Genomic DNA, 20,003 nt, shown 5'->3' on the forward strand with positions numbered 1-20,003 from the left:
GGATCAGGAGGACAGCTCGGGGGAGAGGCGCTGGACCTTGGTGAGGTTGTGGTGGGCCTCGACCGTGCGGATCGTGCCGGACTTGCTGCGCATGACGAGCGAGTGGGTGGTGGCGCCCCCGGCGCGGTAGCGCACGCCGCGCAGCAGCTCGCCGTCGGTGATGCCGGTGGCGACGAAGTAGCAGTTGTCGGTCTGCACGAGGTCGTCGGTCGTGAGGACCTGGTCGAGGTCGTGGCCCGCGTCGATCGCGTGCTGGCGCTCCTCGTCGTCGCGCGGCCAGAGGCGCCCCTGGATGACGCCACCGAGGCACTTGATCGCGCAGGCGGTGATGATGCCCTCGGGGGTGCCGCCCACGCCGAGGAGCAGGTCGATGCCGGTCTCGGGACGGGCGGCCATGATCGCGCCGGCGACGTCGCCGTCGGAGATGAAGCGGATGCGCGCGCCGGCGGCGCGGACCTCGTCGGCCAGGTCGGCGTGGCGCGGACGGTCGAGCATGACGACGGTGACGTCCTCGGGCTGCTGACCCTTGGCTTTGGCGATCCGCTTGATGTTTTCCTTGACCGGGAGGCGGATGTCGACGACATCGGCGGCCTCCGGGCCGGTGACGAGCTTGTCCATGTAGAAGACCGCGCTCGGGTCGTACATCGTGCCCCGGTCGGCGACGGCGAGGACGGAGACGGCGTTGGTCATCCCCTTCGCCGTGAGCGTCGTCCCGTCGATGGGGTCGACGGCGACATCGCACGAGGGGCCGGTGCCGTCGCCGACCTCCTCGCCGTTGTAGAGCATCGGGGCCTCGTCCTTCTCGCCCTCGCCGATGATGACGACGCCGTTCATCTGCACGCTGGAGATCATCGAGCGCATCGCGTCGACCGCGGCGCCGTCGGCGGTGTTCTTGTCACCGCGGCCGACCCAGCGACCACCGGCCAGGGCCGCGGCCTCGGTGACCCGCACCAGCTCCATCGCGAGGTTGCGGTCGGGGTGCATCACCCCGGCGCTGGGGGCGGACGTCTGGGCCTGGCTCATGCTTCTCCTCCGGGACGGGCGGCTCGACGGGCCGAGCCTATCTGCCGGGTCGCCGGGAGGTGTCCGGGCGCGCCTGTGGCGCGTGCGACCATGGACGTCATGAGTTCTGCCCCCGGCGACCAGGCCGAGACCCCCACGACGTCGGCGCCCGAGCGTGAGCCGACCCCGGCGGAGCTCGCGGCCCAGCAGGGAGTCCCGGCCCGGGGAGCGAGCCACTACGCCAAGGGCACGAGCGCCAACATGATGCGCTCGATGCTCGTGATCGTCGGGATCGGCCTCGCGCTCTTCCTCGTCACCGCACGCCCCAACAGCGTGACGCCGGAGTCGGTCGACGTCGCCTCCGCCGCCCAGTACCGCGGCGGTCAGGCCGGTCAGCCCTTCGCCTATGCCGAGGGCCTGCCCGACGGCTGGGTCGCGACCAGTGTCCGCTACGCCCGGTCCAAGGGCGATGTCATGGTGTGGAACGCCGGCTACACGACCCCGGACGCGCAGTACGTCTCGGTGCAGCAGGCCGTCGACCCCGGCCAGGACTGGGTCGACACCCAGACCAACCAGGGCCGGGTCATCGGGCGCATCGAGACCGACGACGGCACCCGCTGGGTCCAGCGCGACCGCGAGGGCAAGGTCCAGCGCAGCCTCGTCCACGTCCCCGACGACCGGACCGAGCTGACCACCCTCGTCACCGGCACCGGCTCGTGGGAGCAGCTCGAGGAGTTTGCCGAGCACCTCACTCCGGCCAAGGTGACGAAGGCGGGATCGAGCCCGAGCGCCAGCACCTCACCCGCCTCATGATGTCCGGGTGACCCGATAACGTCCCCGGCGTCGCAGGAGTCTCAAACCCCGGCCGGGGTGCCGCGCCAGGCGTCGACGACGAAGGTGTGCAGCCCCAGGTCCTCGCCGAGTCGGACCACGGACGGGTCGAGCGCGCGCCACCGGGTCACCGCCACACCGATCTCCTCGGTGCACTCGCGGGCCAGGGCCTGCTCCGGTGACTCGCCGGGCTCGATGTGCCCGCCCGTCGGCGACGAGCAGCCCCATCGCGACGCGGTGCAGGCGCTCGGTCACGGCAGGCTCAGCCCTCGTCGGACGTGCCCTCGGACCCCAGGCTCGCCTCGGCCTTGTCGAGCCAGGCCTCGCAGTGCGCGGCCAGGGCCTCGCCCCGCTCCCACAGGCGCATCGACTCCTCGAGACCGGCCTGGCCGCCCTCGAGCCGGGCCACGAGCTCGATGAGCTCCTGCCGCGCCTCCTCGTAGGACAAGTCGGCGACGTCGGGCTGCTCCTGCTCGGGCTGCGGGTCGGTGGCCATGGCGACCACTCTAGGTGGGGGCGGGGTCACGAGTCGGTGACCCGGACGGCGAAGTCGCCGTCGGCGACCGTCACCCGCAGCAGGTCGTCGACCCCGAGGTCGGTGCGGGAGGCGACGACCTCCCCTTCGGGCCGTTGGACGATCGCATAGCCGCGCTCGAGGGTGGAGGCGGGCGAGAGGACCCGCGCCTGCGTCCGCAGGTGCGAGACCCGGTCGCGCTCGCGGTGCAGCCGGGCCTCGACCCGGCCGTGCGCACGGCGGCGAAGGGAGGTGACCACCTCGCGCTGCGCCCTCACGAAGGCGGTGCGGTCGGTGAGCACGGGACGGCTCGTCAGGTGGACCAGGCCGCGGCGTTCGCGCTCGACGAGCCCGGCGAGCGCGGACCGGGCACGACCGCGCGCCTCGAGCACCCCGGCACGCTCGGCGGCGGCGTCGGGGCAGACGAGCTTGGCCGCGTCGGTGGGCGTGGAGGCGCGCACGTCGGCGACGAGGTCGAGGATCGGGGTGTCGACGTCGTGCCCGATGGCACTGACGACGGGGGTGCGGGCGTCGGCGACCGCCCGGACCATCGTCTCGTTGCTGAAGGGCAGGAGGTCCTCGACCGACCCGCCGCCGCGGGTGACGATGATGACGTCGACCTCGTCGATGGCGTCGAGCTCGGCGATGGCCGCGCTGACCTCGGTCACGGCCGTCGGCCCCTGCACGGCGACCTGACGGATCTCGAAGGGCAGCCCGGGCCACCGGCGGTGGGCATTTTCGACGACATCGCGCTCGGCCGCGCTCGCGCGCCCGCAGACGAGCCCGACCCGTCGCGGGAGGAAGGGCAGCGGCCGCTTGCGCGAGGCCTCGAAGAGCCCCTCGGAGCGCAGGTGCTGCTTGAGGTACTCGATGCGGGCGAGCAGCTCGCCCACGCCGACCGGGCGGATCTGGCGCACGTCCATCGACAGCGACCCACGCTGGGTCCAGTAGCTCGGCTTGGCCTGCACGACGACCCGGGCGCCCTCGCCGAGCGGGGTCGGCATGGCATCCAGGGCCGTGACCCGGACCATGCACGACAGCGACATGTCGACGTCGGGGTCGCGCAGGGTCAGCCACGCGGTGCGCGCGCCCGGGCGGCGGGTCAGCTGGACGACCTGCCCCTCGACCCAGGTCACCGACATGCGGTCGACGTACTCGGCGATCTTCATGCTCAGCAGGCGCACCGGCCACGGCTGCTCGGCCGTGGTGTCGGCTGCCTTGTCGGGAAGGGGGATGCTCACGGCCCACAGTCAAGCAGCCACGTCGGACGGTCCGGCGGCGGTCAGGGCGTGTTCAGCCCACTCACCTACCATGGAGGGCATGACCACGAGTGCGACCCCGACCGCCGCCACCGACGCCCCGCAGGACGCCAAGCGCGTCCTGCTCGCCGCGCCCCGCGGCTACTGCGCCGGCGTCGACCGTGCCGTCGTCACGGTGGAAAAGGCCCTGGAGCTCTACGGCCCGCCGGTCTACGTGCGCAAGGAGATCGTCCACAACAAGCACGTCGTGACGACCCTGGAGAAGAGGGGGGCGATCTTCGTCGAGGAGACCGACGAGGTGCCCGAGGGCGCGACCGTCGTCTTCTCCGCCCACGGCGTCGCCCCGATCGTCCACGAGGAGGCCAAGGCCCTCAGCCTCAAGACGATCGACGCGACCTGCCCCCTCGTCACCAAGGTGCACCGCGAGGCCGTGCGCTTCGCCGACGACGACTTCGACATCCTGCTCATCGGCCACGAGGGGCACGAGGAGGTCGTCGGCACCTCCGGCGAGGCGCCCGAGCACATCACCCTCGTCGAGGGCCCCGACGACGTCGCCAACGTCGAGGTCCGTGACCCCGACAAGGTCGTGTGGCTCTCGCAGACCACCCTGTCGGTCGACGAGACGATGGAGACGGTGCGCCGGCTGCGGGACAAGTTCCCCAAGCTGCAGGACCCGCCCTCCGACGACATCTGCTACGCGACGCAGAACCGCCAGCTGGCCGTCAAGCAGATGGCCAAGGACTGCGACCTGATGATCGTCGTCGGCTCGCGCAACTCCTCCAACTCCGTGCGCCTCGTCGAGGTCGCCATCGAGCACGGCTCGCGCGACGGGCACCTCGTCGACTACGCCGACGAGATCGACGAGGCCTGGCTCGACGGCGTGCGCACCGTCGGTGTCACCTCCGGCGCCTCGGTCCCCGAGATCCTCGTGCGCGGGGTCCTCGACTTCCTCGCCGAGCGCGGTTACGGCGAGCCGCAGCCGGTCACGGCCGCCGAGGAGTCGCTTCTCTTCGCCCTGCCCAAGGAGCTGCGCCGCGACCTCAAGGCCGCCGGCATGAGCGACCAGATGAAGCACGACGCCGGCGCCCTCGGCGACGCGAGTCAGCTGCACTAGTGAGCTCGGCCTCGGTCTCGAGGCTCCTTCGTCGCACCTCGACCAGCGGGGACTACAACCGCTGGCTGATCCTCGTCGCCGTCTCGGCGGCCGCCTGCGCGAGGCGGGCAGCGCCCCCTTCGTCGACGTCGTCGGTGCGATAGGTGACCGCCACCGCGGCGACGGGGTGAGCGTCGCGGTCGAGGACCGTGGCGGCCACGGACGACAGGTCAGGTGACACGCTCCCGACCTCGACCGCGTGCCCACGGGCCCGCACGTCGACGAGCAGGTGCCGTAGCGCCGACGGCGTCGTCGGGCCACCGCCGACCATGACCGACGCCGAGGGGTAGAGCGCCGTGACCTGCCGGCGGGGGAGCGCGGCGAGCATCGCCAAACCGCTCGCGGTGAGCGTCGCCGGCAGCCGCACCCCGACGTCGGTGACGAGCGAAGGGCGCCCGGCCGCGCGTTCCTCGATGACGTAGAGGACGTCGCGACCCGAGAGCACGGCGAGGTGGGCGTTGTGCGTCGTCGCGTCGACGAGACGCTCGACGAGCGGCCGAGCGAGCCGCTGCAACGGGTCCTGGCGCTGGTAGCCGGCGCCGAGCTCGTGCACCGCCGCCCCGATGCCGTAGGTGCGCTCCTCCGCGTAGTGCACGGCGTAGCCCTGCTCCACGAGGACCGCGAGCAGGTGGTAGGTGCTGCTGCGGGGCAGGTCCAGGGCGCGAGCGATGTGGGCCGCGGGGACGGGTTCGGCGCGGCTGGCCAGGTGGGTCAGCGCGCGCAGGGCGTGACGGGCGGAGGTGGCATTGGGCACGGGGGTCCTTCTCGGGTGGGGTCTCGAGGCTCGTCGCAGAGCTCCTCGCGCCTCGACCAACGTTGGCGTGGTGTGTCTTGTATCCGAGACAGTATTGCCTGTGGAGGTCCTGCGCGGGGCGGCGCCGGGGAGTTGCATGGACCCATGAGCACCGACACCACCACCGTCGTCCTCGGCGACCGGCCCCTCGCCATCGACGAGGTCGTCGCCGTCGCCCGCCACCACGCCCCCGTCGAGATCAGCGACGCTGCCTGGGGGCGCGTCCGCCAGGCCCGCACCGTCATCGAGGGCCTGGCCGAGGACACCGTGGCGCACTACGGCGTCTCCACCGGGTTCGGCGCACTCGCCACCACCCACATCCCGCACGACAAGCGCACCCAGCTGCAGCGCTCGCTCGTGCGCAGCCACGCCGCGGGCATGGGCGAGGCGGTCGAGGAGGAGGTCGTGCGCGCCCTGATGCTGCTGCGCGTGCAGACCCTGGCGACCGGTCGCACCGGCGTCCGCGAGGAGACTCTGCGTCTCTACCTCGCGCTGCTCCAGCGCGGGATCACGCCGGTCGTCCACGAGTACGGCTCGCTCGGGTGCTCCGGCGACCTCGCCCCGCTCAGCCACTGCGCGCTCGTCCTCATGGGTGAGGGTGACGTCGTCGTCGACGGCACCCGGCAGCCCGCCGCCGATGCCCTGGCCGCCGCCGACCTGGCGCCCGTCGAGCTGCACGAGAAGGAGGGCCTGGCCCTCATCAACGGCACCGACGGCATGCTCGGCATGCTCTGCCTGGCGATCCACGACCTGCGCCGGCTGCTCACGACGGCCGACATCGCCACCGCGATGAGCGTCGAGGGCCTGCTCGGCACCGACGACGTCTTCGCCGCCGACCTGCAGGCGCTGCGCCCGCAGCCGGGCCAGGCCCTCTCAGCCGCCAACATGCGAGCGGTCCTCTCCGACAGCCCGATCCGTGACAGCCACCGCGACCCCGCCGCCTGCACCCGGGTCCAGGACGCCTACTCCCTGCGCTGCGCGCCGCAGGTCCACGGCGGCGCGCGCGACACCGTCGAGCACGCCGCGACGATCGCCGGTCACGAGCTCGCCTCGGCCATCGACAACCCCGTCGTCACCCTCGACGGTCGGGTGGAGTCCAACGGCAACTTCCACGGGGCGCCCGTGGCCTACGTCCTCGACTTCCTCGCGATCGTCGCCGCCGACGTCGCGAGCATGAGCGAGCGGCGCACCGACCGCTTCCTCGACGTCAAGCGCAGCAACGGACTTCCTCCATTTCTTGCTGATGACCCCGGCACCGACTCCGGCCTGATGATCGCCCAGTACACGGCCGCCGGCATGGTCTCGGAGATGAAGCGCCTCGCAGCACCCGCGAGCGTCGACTCGATCCCGAGCAGCGCCATGCAGGAGGACCACGTGTCGATGGGATGGGCCGGTGCCCGCAAACTGCGCCGCAGCGTCGACGCGCTCGCGCGGGTCGTGGCCGTCGAGCTGCACACCGCCGCGCGGGGGATCGCGTTGCGCGCCCCCCTTCGTCCTGCGCCGGCGACGGCCGCCGTCATCGACGCCCTTGCCAAGCACGGGCGGACCGAGCCAGGCCCCGACCGCTTCGCTGCGCCCGACCTGGCCGCCGCCCACCTCGCCGTCGTCGACGGGTCGGTCCTCGCCGCGGCGGAGTCCGCCACCGGCCCCCTGGCCTGACCTGCATCCACCCGAGAAGACAAAGGAGTCCCACCATGGACGGAGCTCGTCCCGTGCGTGCCCCCCGAGGCACCGACCTGACCGCCCGCAGCTGGCAGACCGAGGCGCCGCTGCGCATGCTCATGAACAACCTCGACCCCGAGGTCGCCGAGCGCCCCGACGACCTCGTCGTCTACGGCGGCACCGGTCGTGCCGCGCGGTCGTGGGAGGCCTTCGACGCGATCGTCGCCACGCTCACCGACCTCGCCGACGACGAGACCCTCCTCGTGCAGTCCGGCAAGCCGGTCGGCGTGCTGCGGACCAACCCGTGGGCGCCGCGCGTGCTCCTCGCCAACTCCAACCTCGTCGGTGACTGGGCCACATGGCCGGAGTTCCGCAAGCTCGAGGCCGAGGGCCTGATGATGTACGGCCAGATGACCGCCGGGTCGTGGATCTACATCGCGACCCAGGGCATCCTCCAGGGCACGTACGAGACCTTCGCCGCGGTGGGGCGCAAGCGGTGTGGTGGCACGCTCGCCGGCACCCTCACCCTCACCGGTGGCTGCGGCGGCATGGGTGGCGCGCAGCCGCTCGCCGTCACGCTCAACGGCGGCGCCTGCCTCATCGTCGACGTCGACGAGACCCGGCTGCGCCGACGCCAGTCCAAGCGCTACCTCGACGAGGTCGAGACCGATCTCGACACCGCCCTGGCCAAGGTCATGGAGGCGAAGGGGGAGCGCCACGCCCTGTCCGTCGGTCTCGTCGGCAATGCCGCCGAGATCTTCCCCGAGATCCTGCGCCGCCACCGGGCCGGCGAGGTCGAGGTCGACGTCGTCACCGACCAGACGAGCGCCCACGACCCGCTGAGCTACCTGCCGGCGGAGGTCGCGCTCGACGAGTGGCAGCGCGAGTCCGAGGCCGACCCGGAAGGCTTCACCAAGAAGTCGCGCGAGTCGATGGCCGCGCAGGTGCAGGCGATGGTCGAGTTCCAGGACGAGGGCGCCGAGGTCTTCGACTACGGCAACAGCATCCGCGACGAGGCCCGGCACGCCGGGTACACGCGGGCCTTCGAGTTCCCCGGCTTCGTCCCGGCCTACATCCGGCCGCTCTTCTGCGAGGGACTCGGGCCCTTCCGTTGGGTCGCCCTCTCGGGTGACCCCGAGGACATCGCCGTCACCGACGCCGCGCTCAAGGAGCTCTTCCCCGACAACGAGCACCTGCACCGCTGGCTCGACGCCGCCGGCGAGCTCGTCGAGTTCGAGGGCCTGCCCGCGCGCATCTGCTGGCTCGGCTACGGCGAGCGCCACAAGGCGGGCCTGCTCTTCAACGAGCTCGTGCGCGAGGGCAAGGTCAAGGCGCCGATCGTCATCGGCCGAGACCACCTCGACTCCGGCTCGGTCGCCTCGCCCTACCGCGAGACCGAGTCGATGCTCGACGGCTCCGACGCCATCGCCGACTGGCCGCTGCTCAACGCTCTCACCGCGACAAGCTCCGGCGCGACCTGGGTGTCGATCCACCACGGTGGTGGCGTCGGCATCGGCCGCTCGATCCACGCCGGCCAGGTCGGCGTCGCCGACGGCACCGACCTCGCCGCGCAGAAGCTCGACCGACTGCTCACCAACGACCCCGGCATGGGCGTGCTGCGGCACGTCGACGCCGGCTACTCGCGAGCCGCCGAGGTCGCCGCCGAGCGCGGGGTCCGTGTGCCGATGGAGCCGGTCGTCCGGGACGGGCAGGAGGCGTGAGCGTGGCCCCCTTCGCCTGGAGCGGACGCAGCGACGGTGACGGGCCGGCGTACCGGCGGTTCTGGCACACGGTCGAGGAGGCGGGGTCGGGGTCTCGAGGCTCGGCCGCGGACGGCCTCGCACCTCGACCAGCGTTGCTGTCTCGAGGGTGGTCGCAGAGCTCCTCCCGCCTCGACCAACGTGGGGCGGACGCCGCGCTCGTCGGCTTCGCGAGCGACGAGGGGGTGCGCCGCAACCACGGTCGGGTCGGCGCCGCCGAGGGGCCCGGCGCCCTGCGTGCGGCGCTCGCCTCGCTCGCCGTGCACGAGGACCTCGCGGTCGTCGACCACGGGGACGTCGCGGTCACCGACGGCGATCTCGAAGGGGGCCAGCGTCGCCTCGGCGAGGTGGTCGCCGCCGCCCGCGAGAGCGCCGACCTGACCGTCGTCCTCGGGGGTGGGCACGAGACCGCCTACGGCAGCCACCTCGGGCTCGGGCCGCACCCGCGCCTCGGCGTGCTCAACCTCGACGCGCACTTCGACCTGCGGGAGGCTGAGCGGCCGACGTCGGGCACGCCCTTCCGGCAGATCGCGGCCGACCGCCACGAGGCGGGCGTCGACTTCGACTACGCCGTCGTCGGCATCTCGCGCACGAGCAACACGAGCACGCTCTTTGACACCGCCGACGAGCTCGGCGTGCGGTGGCTGCTCGACGACGACAGCCAGGAGCCCGGCGCGCCGGTGCGCTTCGTCGAGGACTTCCTCGCCGGGGTCGACGCGGTCTACCTGACGATCGACCTCGACGTGCTGCCGGCCGCCGTGGCGCCCGGCGTGAGCGCGCCTGCGGCACTGGGGGTTCCCTCCTTCGTCGTCCAGGCGGTGTGCGACGCCGTCGTCGCCTCCGGCAAGCTCGTCCACCTCGACGTCACCGAGCTCAACCCGCGGCTCGACGTCGACCAGCGGACCGCGCGGGTCGCCGCCCGGTTGATCCACCGGATCATCACTCGCCACGCCAGCACCCCACGCCAGCAGGAGGCCTGAGCATGTCGACCCTCGTGACCAACATCGGTGAGCTCGTCACCTGCGACGGCACGGGCGAAGGGGGCGTCGGTACCCGCGCCGACCACGCGCTCGTCGTCGACGCCGGGCACATCGCGTGGGTGGGGCCGGCCGCGTCGGCGCCTGCGGCTGACGCGGTCATCGACGTCGAAGGGCGTTGTGTCATACCCGGTTTCGTCGACAGTCACGCCCATCTCGTCTTCGCGGGCGACCGGTCCGCGGAGTTCGCCGCGCGGATGGCCGGGCAGGCCTACGACGGCGGGGGCATCGGGGTGTCGGTCGCCGCGACCCGGGGGGCGAGCGACGGGTGGCTGCGCGCCGCGCTCGAGGCACGTGTCGCCGAGATGCGCGCGCTGGGCACGACGACCGTCGAGGTGAAGTCCGGCTACGGGCTCACCGTCGCCGACGAGGAGCGGGCGCTGCGGCTCGCCGCCGAGGTCACCGACGAGGTGACCTATCTCGGCGCGCACGTCGTGCCGGCCGAGGCCCGCGAGGACCGCGCCGGCTACGTCTCGCTCGTGACGGGGGAGATGCTCGCGGCGTGCGCGCCGCACGCTCGGTGGGTCGACGTCTTCTGCGAGCCGCACTCGCCGCACGCCTTCACCGGGGACGAGTCCCGCGAGGTCCTGGTCGCGGGGCGCGCCGCCGGGCTCGGGCTGAGGGTCCACGGCAACCAGCTCGGCCACGGGCCGGGTGTGCAGCTCGCCTGCGAGCTCGGCGCGGCGAGCGTCGACCACTGCACCTACCTCTCGGACGCCGACGTCGACGCCCTCGTGCAGTTGGCCGGGACGACGACGGCGACGCTGCTGCCCGGGGTGGAGTTCTCGACCCGCTCACCGTGGCCGGACGCGCGGGCGCTGCTCGACGCGGGGGTGTCCATCGCGCTCGCGAGCGACTGCAACCCGGGTACCTGCTACTCGAGCTCGATGCCCTTCGTCATCGCGCTCGCCGTGCGCGAGATGGGGCTGACCCCGAGCGAGGCGGTCGTCGCGGCGACCCTCGGTGGTGCCCGCGCGCTGCACCGCGAGGACATCGGCCGGATCGAGGTGGGCGCGCGGGCGGATCTCGCCGTCCTGGAGGCGCCCAACCACCTGCACCTGAGCTACCGCGCCGGGGTGCCGATCGCCCGGACGCTGGAAGTCTGAGGGACTGCGCATTTCCCCAGGGAAATGCGGAGGGCCGCTGTCATTTCCCTAGGGAAATGCGGGCGAAGGGGAGGAGCTCAGTCCCGGCCCCAGGGCGTCACCCAGTCCGGGGTCGTGGGTGGCGTCATGACGCCTCCTCCTGATCCGTGCTGGTCCTGCGACCACCCTCCGACCGGCGCGGCGGCATGTCGACGTCCAGCTCGGGGCGGACGTCGGGCGCCGCGACGGCGTCGAGCAGCTCAGGCGCGGTGAGTGGGCGCGGGGCCACCGACACCGGCTCGACCTCGGCCAAGCCGTCGGTCGCGAGACCGAGCTCGTGCATGCGTCGGGCACTGACGAGCACCCGGCTCTCGAGCGACCCGACGAGCCGGTTGTAGTCGTCGACGGATCGCTGCAGCGAGCGGCCCATGCGGGTCGCGTGCTCCCCGAGCGTCGCCAGTCGGGCATAAAGCTCACGGCCGACCGACAGCAGCTCGCGGGCTTCGCTCGTCACCGTGTCCTGCTGCCACGCGAAGGCGACGGTGCGCAGCAGCGCGAGCAGGGTGCTCGGGGAGACGAGCACGACCCGCGCCGCCATGGCCTCCTCGTGCAGGCCGGGCACCCGCGCGAGGGCAGCCGCCAGCGTCGCGTCGGAGGGGACGAAGCACACGACCATCTCGGGCGAGGGGTTGAAGGCGGTCCAGTAGGCCTTGCCCGCCAGGGTGTCGACGTGCGCGCGCAGCGCTGCCGCGTGTCCCTCGAGCAGGCGGTCACGCTCACCGGGGTCGATGTCGTCGGCCTGCGCCTGCAGCCAGTGCGACATCGGCGCCTTGGCGTCGATGACGAGGTGCTTGCCGCCGGGCAGGTGCACCACGACGTCGGGGCGCACCGCACGGTCGTCGCGCGCCACGCCTTGGGCCTGCTCCTCGAAGTCCGTGCGCGCGAGCATCCCCGACACCTCGAGCACCCGTCGCAGCTGGACTTCGCCCCATGCCCCGCGCACCGACGAGATGCGCAGGGACGAGGCGAGCGACGAGGCCTCGTGGCCGACCCGGGTCGTCGTCTGCTCGACGCGACCCAGCGCTTCGCGCACCGACGCGAACTGGTCGACCCGGTCGCGCTCGAGCTCGTCGACCTTGCGCGAGACCCGCTGCAGCACCTCGCCCATGGGGGCGAGAGCCGCAGCCGTGCGGGAGTCGTCATCATGGACCGCTGCGATCTCGTCGATCCGCTCGCGCAGCCCGTCGCGCTCTGCTCGCAGGCCGGCCACCTCTGCGCGCCCGGTCAGCCACACGAGCAGACCGCCGACGACGAGGCCGAGGAGCAGTCCCGTGATGAGAGTCGTGATGTCCATGGCCCCAGCCAACCAGCGACCCCTGACAGTCGTGGGACGTCGGCTGCAGCCGATCAGAAGGGCGGCGCACCCTCCTCGGCCGCGTTGGTCCCCGCCAGCGGGGACGAGTCCTGCGTGACGGCCGCGTTGGTCCCCACGGGTGGGGACGAAGGGGAGGCGGGGCTCCCTTCGTCGGGCTCGTCGGTCCCCGTCAGCGGGGACGAAGCCTCCTCCCCTTCGTCCACCGCGTGCACCGGGAAGGTGAAGGCGACGACCCCGCCGGGCGTGACCCACTCGGTCGAGCCGTCCTCGCGCAGCCGGTGGCTCCAGCGTGTGGAGTGCTTGACCCGGTGGTGGTGCCGGCACAGGTCCGAGAGGTTGGCCGGGCTCGTCTCGCCCTGCGGCCAGGGTGTCGCATGATCGACGTCGGCGGCCCAGCCGAGCCGACGTGACTCGACGGGGCGCTCGCAGCCCCACATGCGACAGGTGCCGTCACGCGTGGCGACGAACTCGCGCTGCGCCCACGGGATCGCGTAGCTCGACGTCGACGTCTCGAGCAGGGTGCCGGTGCGCGCATCGAGCATCGCGCGCCCGACCCGGGTGTCGAGACGCGCGACGATCGCCGCGACGACGTCGGGCGGGACGAAGCCGACGCCCGGGATCGTCGTCCCCGACACCCACCGGTCGCCACCACCGACCCGCACCTGGGTCGTCACGTCGTCGCTCATCCACTCCTCGCCGAGGACGTCGACCTGGTCGGGCCCCTCGCCGGTGACGAGCCGCAGGTGAGCGTGCTGGGGCTCGGCACAGGTCAGGCCCTCCTCGAGCATGTCCTCGAAGAGCACGTCCCGCTCACCGCGGCACACCGGGCAGCTCGGGTCGACGACGGGTGCGAAGGTCAGCCGGGAGACCGCAGACGCGATGACCGGCACCCCGAGCCGCACCTCGGCGGTGACCTCGCTGCCGCAGAGCACGAGGTCGGCCAGACCCATCGCCCGGGCCGTGCCGATCGGCATATCGGGGTCGTCGGCGCGCCACCGCTGACCGGCGGCGTCGACCGCCGCCTTGATCGCCGCGCCCACCTCGCTCGGCAGCACCGCCGTGAGCCAGGTCGTGCCGACGGCACCGGCCTCGGTGCGCACGTCGAGCTTGGCGGCGCGGTTGGCGTCGGCCCGGGCCTGCATGAGGTCGGGCTCGAGGCGCGTGATGAGGCGCCGGCAGGTCTTGGCGACCTCGTGTGGCTCCATGTCGATGATCCGGATCGAGCCCGGCGCCCCGCGACGCTCGCCGAGCAGGTGCTCGACGATGGCCGCGGTCGTCTCGGGCGCGGTGTCGCTCGTGTGCTTGTGCACCTGCTCGAGGGCCCGGCGCCCGAGCCGGCCCTCGGCGACGAGTCCCGCCAGCGCGGCCAGGTCGGTCGCGGCTCGGGAGGCGACGGCGCACCGTCGGCTCGCCTCGGTGGGACCGATGCCGGTGGCGACGGCCACCGCGTCGGGAGCCATCTCGGCGACCGTGCCCTCCGGCAACCGCACCTCGCGGTAGCGCCCGTCCGGCCCGCGCTCCTCGCCCCGGCGCCCGACCTCGGCGACGAGCACGAGCTCGAGGCCGTCGACGGCTCGCCGCACCGCCTCGGTCGCGACGAGCGCCCGCTCCAGCTGCCCGTCGTCGAGCCGGGAGGCGCCGCGCACCGCCCGGTCACGGGCCCGCGCCACCGAGGCCAGCACCCCCTCGAGCCACCGGTCTGCGTCGCGGGCGGCGCCTGCGGCCGCGTCGCCGGCTGCTTCTTCGACCGCGTCGCCTGGACCTGTCTCGGACCTCACCTCGCCGAGCGCCTCGGCCTCCACCGTGCCCATCTGCATGACCGTCACGTCATCCCCCTTCGTCATCGTCGACGACCCATGACCCATGCTCTCGTCGACCACCGACAACGCTGCGGACGAAGGGAGAAGGAGCGCAGGTAGCCTCGTGGCCATGACGAGCCAGGAGCCCACCGAGGACGAGGTCAAGTCCGCGACGACCCGGCCCGACCTCGCGACGGAGACCGGCCGGCTCACCTTCATCAAGGTGCTCAACGCCCGCCTGCCCAAGAAGCGCCTCATCGCCCAGGGCCTCCTGCGCGACGAGGCCGGTCGGGTCGCCCTGTGCGAGCTGGTCTACAAGCGCGACCAGGACCTGCCCGGCGGCATCGTCGACCCGGGGGAGTCCCCGGCCGACTGCGTCGTCCGTGAGGTCCGCGAGGAGCTGGGCCTCGAGGTCACCGTCCGCGGCATGCTCGCGGTCAACTGGCTGCCGCCCTATCGCGGGTGGGACGACGCGCTGCTGTGCCTCTTCGACCTCGGGACGGTGCCGGAGTCCTTCCTCGACGACGCGGTCCTGCAGGCCCGCGAGATCAAGGCGGTCCACTGGGTCGACGTCGCCACAGTCGGCGAGCGGGTCGCGCCCTACACCGCTGCGATGATCGCCGAGGCGGTCGCGGCCGACGCCACGCTCTACCTCGAGAACTCCACCGATCGGGTCGACCCGTGAGCGACCCCCTCGACGACCTCGAGCTGCCCCGCCGCCAGCCGACGAGCCCGACCCTCCTGTGGTCGCTGTGGGGTCGCGAGACGGTCAAGGACCTCGTGCTGCTGCTGGCCGCGCTGCCCGCTGCCTGCACCCTCCTCCTCGTCCCCGTCGTCGCCACCTCGGGTGGCTCGTGGCCGCGCCTGCTCGGTCTGCTCGTGCTCTTCGTCGCGCTCTGGTGGATCGTGCGGGTGCTGCTGCGGCGCTGGGTCGCGGCCGGCGACGCCCGCGGCAGGGCCGACGAGGCCGGGGTTCCCCCTTCGCGCGGTTAGACTCCTGTCCCCGTGGCACTCTCCATCGGAATCGTCGGTCTCCCCAACGTCGGCAAGTCGACGATGTTCAACGCACTGACCAAGAACAACGTCCTCGCCGCGAACTACCCCTTCGCGACCATCGAGCCCAATGTCGGCGTCGTCCCGCTGCCGGACGCGCGGCTGGGCCGGCTCGCCGAGATCTTCGGCAGCGAGAAGATCCTGCCCGCGACCGTCTCCTTCGTCGACATCGCCGGCATCGTCCGTGGTGCGAGCGAAGGGGAGGGGCTGGGCAACAAGTTCCTCGCCAACATCCGTGAGTCCGACGCGATCTGCCAGGTGGTGCGCGCCTTCGTCGACGACGACGTGACGCATGTCGACGGCAAGATCGACCCCGCCTCCGACATGGAGACGATCAACACCGAGCTCGTGCTCGCCGACCTGCAGACCCTCGAGTCCGCGATCCCGCGGATCGAGAAGGAGGTCAAGGGCAAGAAGACCGACAAGGACGTCCTCGACACGGCGCTCGCCGCCCGCGGGGTCCTCGAGGCCGGCGACACCCTCTTCGCGAAGGGGGCCGCGGCCGGGGTCGACATGACCATCGCCTCACAGCTCGGGCTGCTCACGACCAAGCCCTTCCTCTACGTCTTCAACGTCGACGAGGACCAGCTGACCGACACCGACCTGCAGGCCCAGTGGCAGGCGCTCGTCGAGCCGGCCGAGGCGATCTTCCTCAACGCCAAGCTCGAGTCCGAGGTCGCCGAGCTCGACGACGAGGACGCCCGCGAGCTGCTCGAGGGTGTCGGCATCGACGAGCCGGGTCTGGACCAGCTGGCGCGCAAGGGCTTCAACACCCTCGGTCTGCAGACCTACCTCACCGCCGGCCCCAAGGAGTCGCGCGCGTGGACGATCCACAAGGGCGACACCGCGCCCAAGGCCGCCGGTGTCATCCACACCGACTTCGAGCGCGGCTTCATCAAGGCTGAGGTCGTCTCCTTCGAGGACCTCGACAGGCTCGGCTCGATGGCCGAGGCGAAGGCCGCCGGCAAGGTGCGCATGGAGGGCAAGGACTACGTCATGGCTGATGGCGACGTGGTGGAGTTTAGATTCAATGTGTGAGTCGCACAATGCGGTCAAAGCCGCTTCACCGTTCTTGCTAACCCCTTCCGTATCGCCTCGATCCCTGGGCGGAACGGGACGGTACGGCACGAGTACAATTCGATTCTGGGACGTTCACTTCGCAAACGAAGCGCGTGCGTAACTGTAAAAGAGAATCAGTCACGAATCTGGGATGAAGTTATGGATCTTCTGGACTTGATTGTTCCTGCGCTCGCTCTCGTCGCGCACTGCTCGGTGGATACCTGACGCAGGTTGTCGGTGGTTCTGTTGCAGAACGGCGTGAGGACCGGCGGATGCTACGCGAAGCTCGTGTGGCTTTGGAGCGGTGGGTCGCCACTCGCCTTGGCCCAATGGGGTTGGCGTACCCAGGAATCACGTCAACAGACCTGGCGCCCATTCAAAAAAGGTTGTCTGAAGACTTCTTGAGCCGCTGCTTCGTCCTCGCGCGGCGGGGCCAGGGGCGCTGGATGGCGTGGTGGGTCGCAGTCGTGGTCTTGCTGCACTTCCTGCCGCTGGCCGTCTTCCTCCGGGATCCGTCACTGGCGGGCCTGGGGTCGTCCAAGCCATCGGTCTCGCTGTCATGGTCGGCCGCCTGAGGAGAACGCAAGCACCGACCAGTCGGCCCGTGGGGCCCTGGATGGGGGTGACCCTGCTCGTGTTCGCAGGGATCTCCACGGCGAACTTCCTGGCAACCATCGGGTCCCCCCGGTGAGGGGTGGGGAAAGACGCAGGTGCGAACAGCCCTGTTTATCTGGCGTCCATGCGTAAAGGTGCGCTTGGCTCATCAGGCGTGGCAGACGTCCAGAGTCGGAGGAATGACGCGTCTTCCGATCGCGGCCGACAAAGTGGGCTCTTTGATGTGAAGTCCATCCGCGAATCCTGCGCTAATCGTTAGCTGTCGCACGAAGTCGCCCATTCGCGGTTTTTGAGCCGGTTCACGCCTACTGTGCACGGCGGACTCATTCTGCGTGATGGTGATTGCGATTGCCGGCCATTCGCCGACGAGGCGCAGGAGAACGAGATGCGGGCACATGAGCGGACGCGTGCGCGCATTGCCGGTGCCCCCGGGTGAATGGTAGGCGGGCACGATCTGGTTGATGATGATCGCGTCGATGCGGTCGAGGCAGCTCGACCGCATGATCACACGGGATCGCCGGCGGATCGATCGAGCCGAGCGCGGGGACGCGAGGCCGGGCCAGTGCGACATCGGACAGTACGGCGACCTCAAGGCGGTCGCCCGACGGAACGGCGGCCAGGGCGGACTCGAGTAGGACCACATCCCCTCGAAGGCAGCGCTCGTCGCAGCCCTCGAGCGGTATGGTCGGGCCCTCCATCCGTGGGAGCGAAACGCCGTCGAACGTGACGCGACCGCAGTCGCGATCACCGACGTGCAGCACCGTGCCGGCCGCACGCACGGACACAAGAACTCCGATGCTCAGATCCAGCAGGATGCAGCAGATCTCCCCGCAGCCACGAGGGTCGGCCTCGCGGCGCACCGAAGCACGCTGCGGGAGCAGGGAGTGCCGGGCACGACGATCGATGAGATGATGGCGAGGATCCGAGCCGCCAACGTCGCGAGATGGTGACCATGACAGCGCCCCGAACCCTTCCGCCGGGTGAGATCGGTGTCTTCGACGCTGCGCTCGCCGGCGATGCGACCGCGATCGGCACGGCCTTCGCACTCCTCGGTCCCGGCATGGAGTCCGAGGAGTACGAGCGCCCCAACGGCGGGACCGACCTCATGCTCCACTACGCCGCGACCGGAGGCAGCATCAGACTCCGCGGCGGAGAGCCCATCGTGATCCGCATCCCGCTGCGCTCCGACGCAGGCGAGCCGACCTACCGCGACCCCGCCGCGTTCATCGAGGGGCTCGACGGCGAGAGCACCCGTGGCGAGGTCGAGGCGCTCCTCGGCGAGCCTGATCGTGCAAGCCAGATCATGGACCTCTATCGCTACGGCGATCACTATTTGCGCTTCGACTATCAGCGCGGCCGCGTCGAGGTCGTCTCGATGACGATCGCCGGCGTGGAGGATTGACGCTGCTAGCGTTTCCTGACGTGCCTGCCCACGCGTGACTCGACCATGAGGATGGACTGATGACGACCATCACCGGTGACTGCGCTCCGTACCTTGCCGTGCTCGGCCTCGCTGAGGATGACGCAGCAGTCCAGGCGATCATGGAGCAGCAGCAGGGCAAGGCGAAGACTGAGACCTTCAAGGGCCCGTTCGCGCACTATGTGAGCTACTACAAGAGCGGCGTCGGCTTCGTGTTCGACGAGCAGGGGCTGATGCAGGTGTCGTTCTACGTCGTCGCGCATGGCGGCTTCGACGCGTATCCCGGCCGGGCCACGCTCATCAGCGGCCTCGAGGAGTACACCAGGGACGGCGTTCGTGCTGCGCTCGGCGAGCCGACGGCGTCTCGCAGCGATGAATGGGATCTCTACGAGGTCGACGACCGCGTCGTGCACTTCGAGTACGACGAGGAGGATGTCGTCTGGACCGCGCGCGTGATGCGCGAGCGCGTCGACGGCTGACGCCGTCACGCGAGCGCGTCGACGGCGACATCGACGCGAAGGCCGTCGAGACCCACGGCGAGGTGCCATACGGCGAGTTCACGGCTGTGGCGTTGCTGGTGATCTGCGGCCCGAAGGACATCGTGAACGTGCGCAAGCGCCAGACGATCACGGCTATCACGATCGTCGTGAGTTCGGTCGCTTCATCGCGCGCGACCGCACCCACGGACGACGAACCGGCGCGGCCGGCCTTCCGAATGTTCGAGGGGCGACCGCCCTGGACCGGCGACGGCGACCGGCCGTGGGTGCGGGTACTTGCTCCCGAGGAGATTCCGGCGATCGCCGAGGACCTGATGGTGCTCGACGACGACGCGGTCGCTCGGCACGTGGTCCAGCGGCGTTGGGAGCGCGGGCCCGAGTACGCCGAGTACACGCTGCAGTACCTGCAGAGCGCCAGGTCCTTCATGACCGCCCTTGCGCGAGACGGCCGCGGCATGGTCTACACGATCGGCTGACCGCGCAGCGCACGCGCCGCGAAGTACCCCTCGATCCGCTCCTCGTCCCACTGGTGCGCCTCGCGCAGTCCCTCGGCGAGCATCGCGAGGTAGGCCGGTCGGGGAGCGGTGTGCGGCACCGTGTCCATGCCGTGCGGTGCGGTGAAGGTGAGCATCGGCAGCCCCTCGTGCTCGCCCACCCGCACGATCGTCTCGTACCTGCCCGGTCCCGCGCTGTGGCGCTCGCCGGGCAGTCCTGTGCGCAGCACCTCCTCGAGCGGGTCGTCCTCGATCGCCGATCGGCGCATCTCCTGGTTGGCCACGTCGACGAACTGACCGATCGTCAGCAGGTAGGCCCGGGCCGCGGTCTCGCCGGGGGTGTCGTGGTCGTAGAAGGCGACCCCTCCGCCCCAGGTCTTCGACTCACCGGCGAAGTACAGGCTCCCCGGAAGGGTCACCGCGTGATCGGCCGTCGGCAAGGTCCGATCGCGCGCCCCGGCATAGGTCCTCGTCGATCCGGGCGGCGTGCCACCGGCGAGGTAGCAGCCAAGACGGCGGCGGGACATGTTGGAGCCATAGCTGACGTACCAGAGGTGCGAAGGGAGCATCCCTCCCATTATCGTCCGCGGCCTCC

Annotated in this window: 20 protein-coding genes and 1 pseudogene; 12 read left to right on the forward strand and 9 right to left on the reverse strand. The window is 71.3% G+C overall.

Annotated elements, in window-relative coordinates:
• Nucleotides 1-3: 3 nt before the first annotated feature.
• Entirely contained in the window at nucleotides 4-1,023 is a 1,020-nt protein-coding gene (glpX, locus tag H7A72_RS03095; protein ID WP_185221588.1) for a class II fructose-bisphosphatase, read from the reverse strand.
• A gap of 99 nt (nucleotides 1,024-1,122) precedes the next feature.
• Between glpX and H7A72_RS03100 the strand changes: the two genes are divergently transcribed.
• Nucleotides 1,123-1,815, forward strand: a complete 693-nt coding sequence (locus H7A72_RS03100; protein ID WP_185221589.1) for a DUF4245 domain-containing protein — start codon at nucleotides 1,123-1,125, stop codon at nucleotides 1,813-1,815.
• Between the two features lie 41 nt (nucleotides 1,816-1,856).
• Here H7A72_RS03100 and H7A72_RS03105 read toward each other — a convergent pair.
• The 3 genes and pseudogenes from H7A72_RS03105 to xseA form a co-directional block, all read right to left on the reverse strand.
• Nucleotides 1,857-2,051: pseudogene (locus H7A72_RS03105) on the reverse strand (NUDIX domain-containing protein); the annotation flags it as partial.
• Between the two features lie 44 nt (nucleotides 2,052-2,095).
• Entirely contained in the window at nucleotides 2,096-2,329 is a 234-nt protein-coding gene (locus H7A72_RS03110) for an exodeoxyribonuclease VII small subunit (RefSeq protein WP_185221590.1), read from the reverse strand.
• Nucleotides 2,330-2,355: 26 nt separating this feature from the next.
• Entirely contained in the window at nucleotides 2,356-3,588 is a 1,233-nt protein-coding gene (gene xseA, locus H7A72_RS03115; RefSeq protein ID WP_185221591.1) for an exodeoxyribonuclease VII large subunit, read from the reverse strand.
• A gap of 79 nt (nucleotides 3,589-3,667) precedes the next feature.
• On the opposite strand from xseA, the gene H7A72_RS03120 reads away from it, so the two are divergent.
• Complete coding sequence (locus tag H7A72_RS03120; protein WP_185221592.1) at nucleotides 3,668-4,720, forward strand: 4-hydroxy-3-methylbut-2-enyl diphosphate reductase; 1,053 nt, start codon at nucleotides 3,668-3,670, stop codon at nucleotides 4,718-4,720.
• A 52-nt stretch (nucleotides 4,721-4,772) separates the two neighbouring features.
• Here H7A72_RS03120 and H7A72_RS03125 read toward each other — a convergent pair whose 3' ends face one another.
• Nucleotides 4,773-5,513 carry an IclR family transcriptional regulator gene (locus H7A72_RS03125; protein WP_185221593.1) on the reverse strand — a complete coding sequence of 247 codons (741 nt, stop codon included), beginning with the start codon at nucleotides 5,511-5,513 and terminating at the stop codon, nucleotides 4,773-4,775.
• A gap of 144 nt (nucleotides 5,514-5,657) precedes the next feature.
• Here H7A72_RS03125 and hutH point away from each other — a divergent pair, with 144 nt between their 5' ends.
• The 4 genes from hutH to hutI are packed head-to-tail and all read left to right on the forward strand — an operon-like array spanning nucleotide 5,658 to nucleotide 11,117.
• The gene (hutH, locus tag H7A72_RS03130) at nucleotides 5,658-7,211 is read left to right on the forward strand and encodes a histidine ammonia-lyase (protein WP_185221594.1); all 1,554 of its coding nucleotides are present in this window, start codon (nucleotides 5,658-5,660) and stop codon (nucleotides 7,209-7,211) included.
• A gap of 35 nt (nucleotides 7,212-7,246) precedes the next feature.
• Nucleotides 7,247-8,935, forward strand: a complete 1,689-nt coding sequence (locus H7A72_RS03135; RefSeq protein WP_185221595.1) for a urocanate hydratase — start codon at nucleotides 7,247-7,249, stop codon at nucleotides 8,933-8,935.
• Between the two features lie 2 nt (nucleotides 8,936-8,937).
• A complete protein-coding gene (gene hutG, locus H7A72_RS03140; RefSeq protein ID WP_185222276.1) occupies nucleotides 8,938-9,954 on the forward strand; it encodes a formimidoylglutamase in 1,017 nt (338 codons plus the stop codon).
• A gap of 2 nt (nucleotides 9,955-9,956) precedes the next feature.
• A complete protein-coding gene (gene hutI / locus H7A72_RS03145) occupies nucleotides 9,957-11,117 on the forward strand; it encodes an imidazolonepropionase (protein ID WP_185221596.1) in 1,161 nt (386 codons plus the stop codon).
• 124 nt (nucleotides 11,118-11,241) lie between these two features.
• Here hutI and H7A72_RS03150 read toward each other — a convergent pair whose 3' ends face one another.
• Nucleotides 11,242-12,450, reverse strand: coding sequence for a DNA recombination protein RmuC (locus H7A72_RS03150; RefSeq protein WP_185221597.1), 1,209 nt, complete (start codon nucleotides 12,448-12,450; stop codon nucleotides 11,242-11,244).
• Nucleotides 12,451-12,503: 53 nt separating this feature from the next.
• The gene (locus tag H7A72_RS03155) at nucleotides 12,504-14,288 is read right to left on the reverse strand and encodes an HNH endonuclease signature motif containing protein (protein ID WP_223277880.1); all 1,785 of its coding nucleotides are present in this window, start codon (nucleotides 14,286-14,288) and stop codon (nucleotides 12,504-12,506) included.
• Between the two features lie 112 nt (nucleotides 14,289-14,400).
• Here H7A72_RS03155 and H7A72_RS03160 point away from each other — a divergent pair, with 112 nt between their 5' ends.
• Genes H7A72_RS03160 through ychF form a run of 3 tightly spaced genes read left to right on the forward strand, consistent with a single transcriptional unit; the run spans nucleotide 14,401 to nucleotide 16,361 of the window.
• On the forward strand, nucleotides 14,401-14,955 hold the full coding sequence (locus H7A72_RS03160) for an NUDIX hydrolase (protein ID WP_223277758.1): 555 nt from the start codon (nucleotides 14,401-14,403) through the stop codon (nucleotides 14,953-14,955).
• On the forward strand, nucleotides 14,952-15,263 hold the full coding sequence (locus H7A72_RS03165; RefSeq protein WP_072623819.1) for a hypothetical protein: 312 nt from the start codon (nucleotides 14,952-14,954) through the stop codon (nucleotides 15,261-15,263). Before H7A72_RS03160 ends, H7A72_RS03165 begins: the two co-directional genes overlap by 4 nt.
• Before the next feature lie 12 nt (nucleotides 15,264-15,275).
• Nucleotides 15,276-16,361 carry a redox-regulated ATPase YchF gene (gene ychF / locus H7A72_RS03170; protein ID WP_185221599.1) on the forward strand — a complete coding sequence of 362 codons (1,086 nt, stop codon included), beginning with the start codon at nucleotides 15,276-15,278 and terminating at the stop codon, nucleotides 16,359-16,361.
• A gap of 784 nt (nucleotides 16,362-17,145) precedes the next feature.
• On the opposite strand, the gene H7A72_RS03175 is transcribed toward ychF, so the two are convergent.
• Nucleotides 17,146-17,499 carry a hypothetical protein gene (locus H7A72_RS03175; RefSeq protein WP_185221600.1) on the reverse strand — a complete coding sequence of 118 codons (354 nt, stop codon included), beginning with the start codon at nucleotides 17,497-17,499 and terminating at the stop codon, nucleotides 17,146-17,148.
• Between the two features lie 450 nt (nucleotides 17,500-17,949).
• Between H7A72_RS03175 and H7A72_RS03180 the strand changes: the two genes are divergently transcribed.
• The 3 genes from H7A72_RS03180 (at nucleotide 17,950) to H7A72_RS03190 (ending at nucleotide 19,390) form a co-directional block, all read left to right on the forward strand.
• A complete protein-coding gene (locus H7A72_RS03180; RefSeq protein WP_185221601.1) occupies nucleotides 17,950-18,399 on the forward strand; it encodes a hypothetical protein in 450 nt (149 codons plus the stop codon).
• Between the two features lie 59 nt (nucleotides 18,400-18,458).
• A complete protein-coding gene (locus H7A72_RS03185) occupies nucleotides 18,459-18,896 on the forward strand; it encodes a hypothetical protein (RefSeq protein WP_185221602.1) in 438 nt (145 codons plus the stop codon).
• A gap of 86 nt (nucleotides 18,897-18,982) precedes the next feature.
• Entirely contained in the window at nucleotides 18,983-19,390 is a 408-nt protein-coding gene (locus H7A72_RS03190; RefSeq protein WP_185221603.1) for a DUF1877 family protein, read from the forward strand.
• Here H7A72_RS03190 and H7A72_RS03195 read toward each other — a convergent pair.
• On the reverse strand, nucleotides 19,375-19,977 hold the full coding sequence (locus H7A72_RS03195; RefSeq protein WP_185221604.1) for a histone deacetylase: 603 nt from the start codon (nucleotides 19,975-19,977) through the stop codon (nucleotides 19,375-19,377). The genes H7A72_RS03190 and H7A72_RS03195 overlap by 16 nt on opposite strands.
• Nucleotides 19,978-20,003 lie beyond the last annotated feature (26 nt).

It is taken from the genome of Janibacter sp. YB324 (genome assembly GCF_014217915.1).
Classification (GTDB): Bacteria; Actinomycetota; Actinomycetes; order Actinomycetales; family Dermatophilaceae; genus Janibacter; species Janibacter indicus.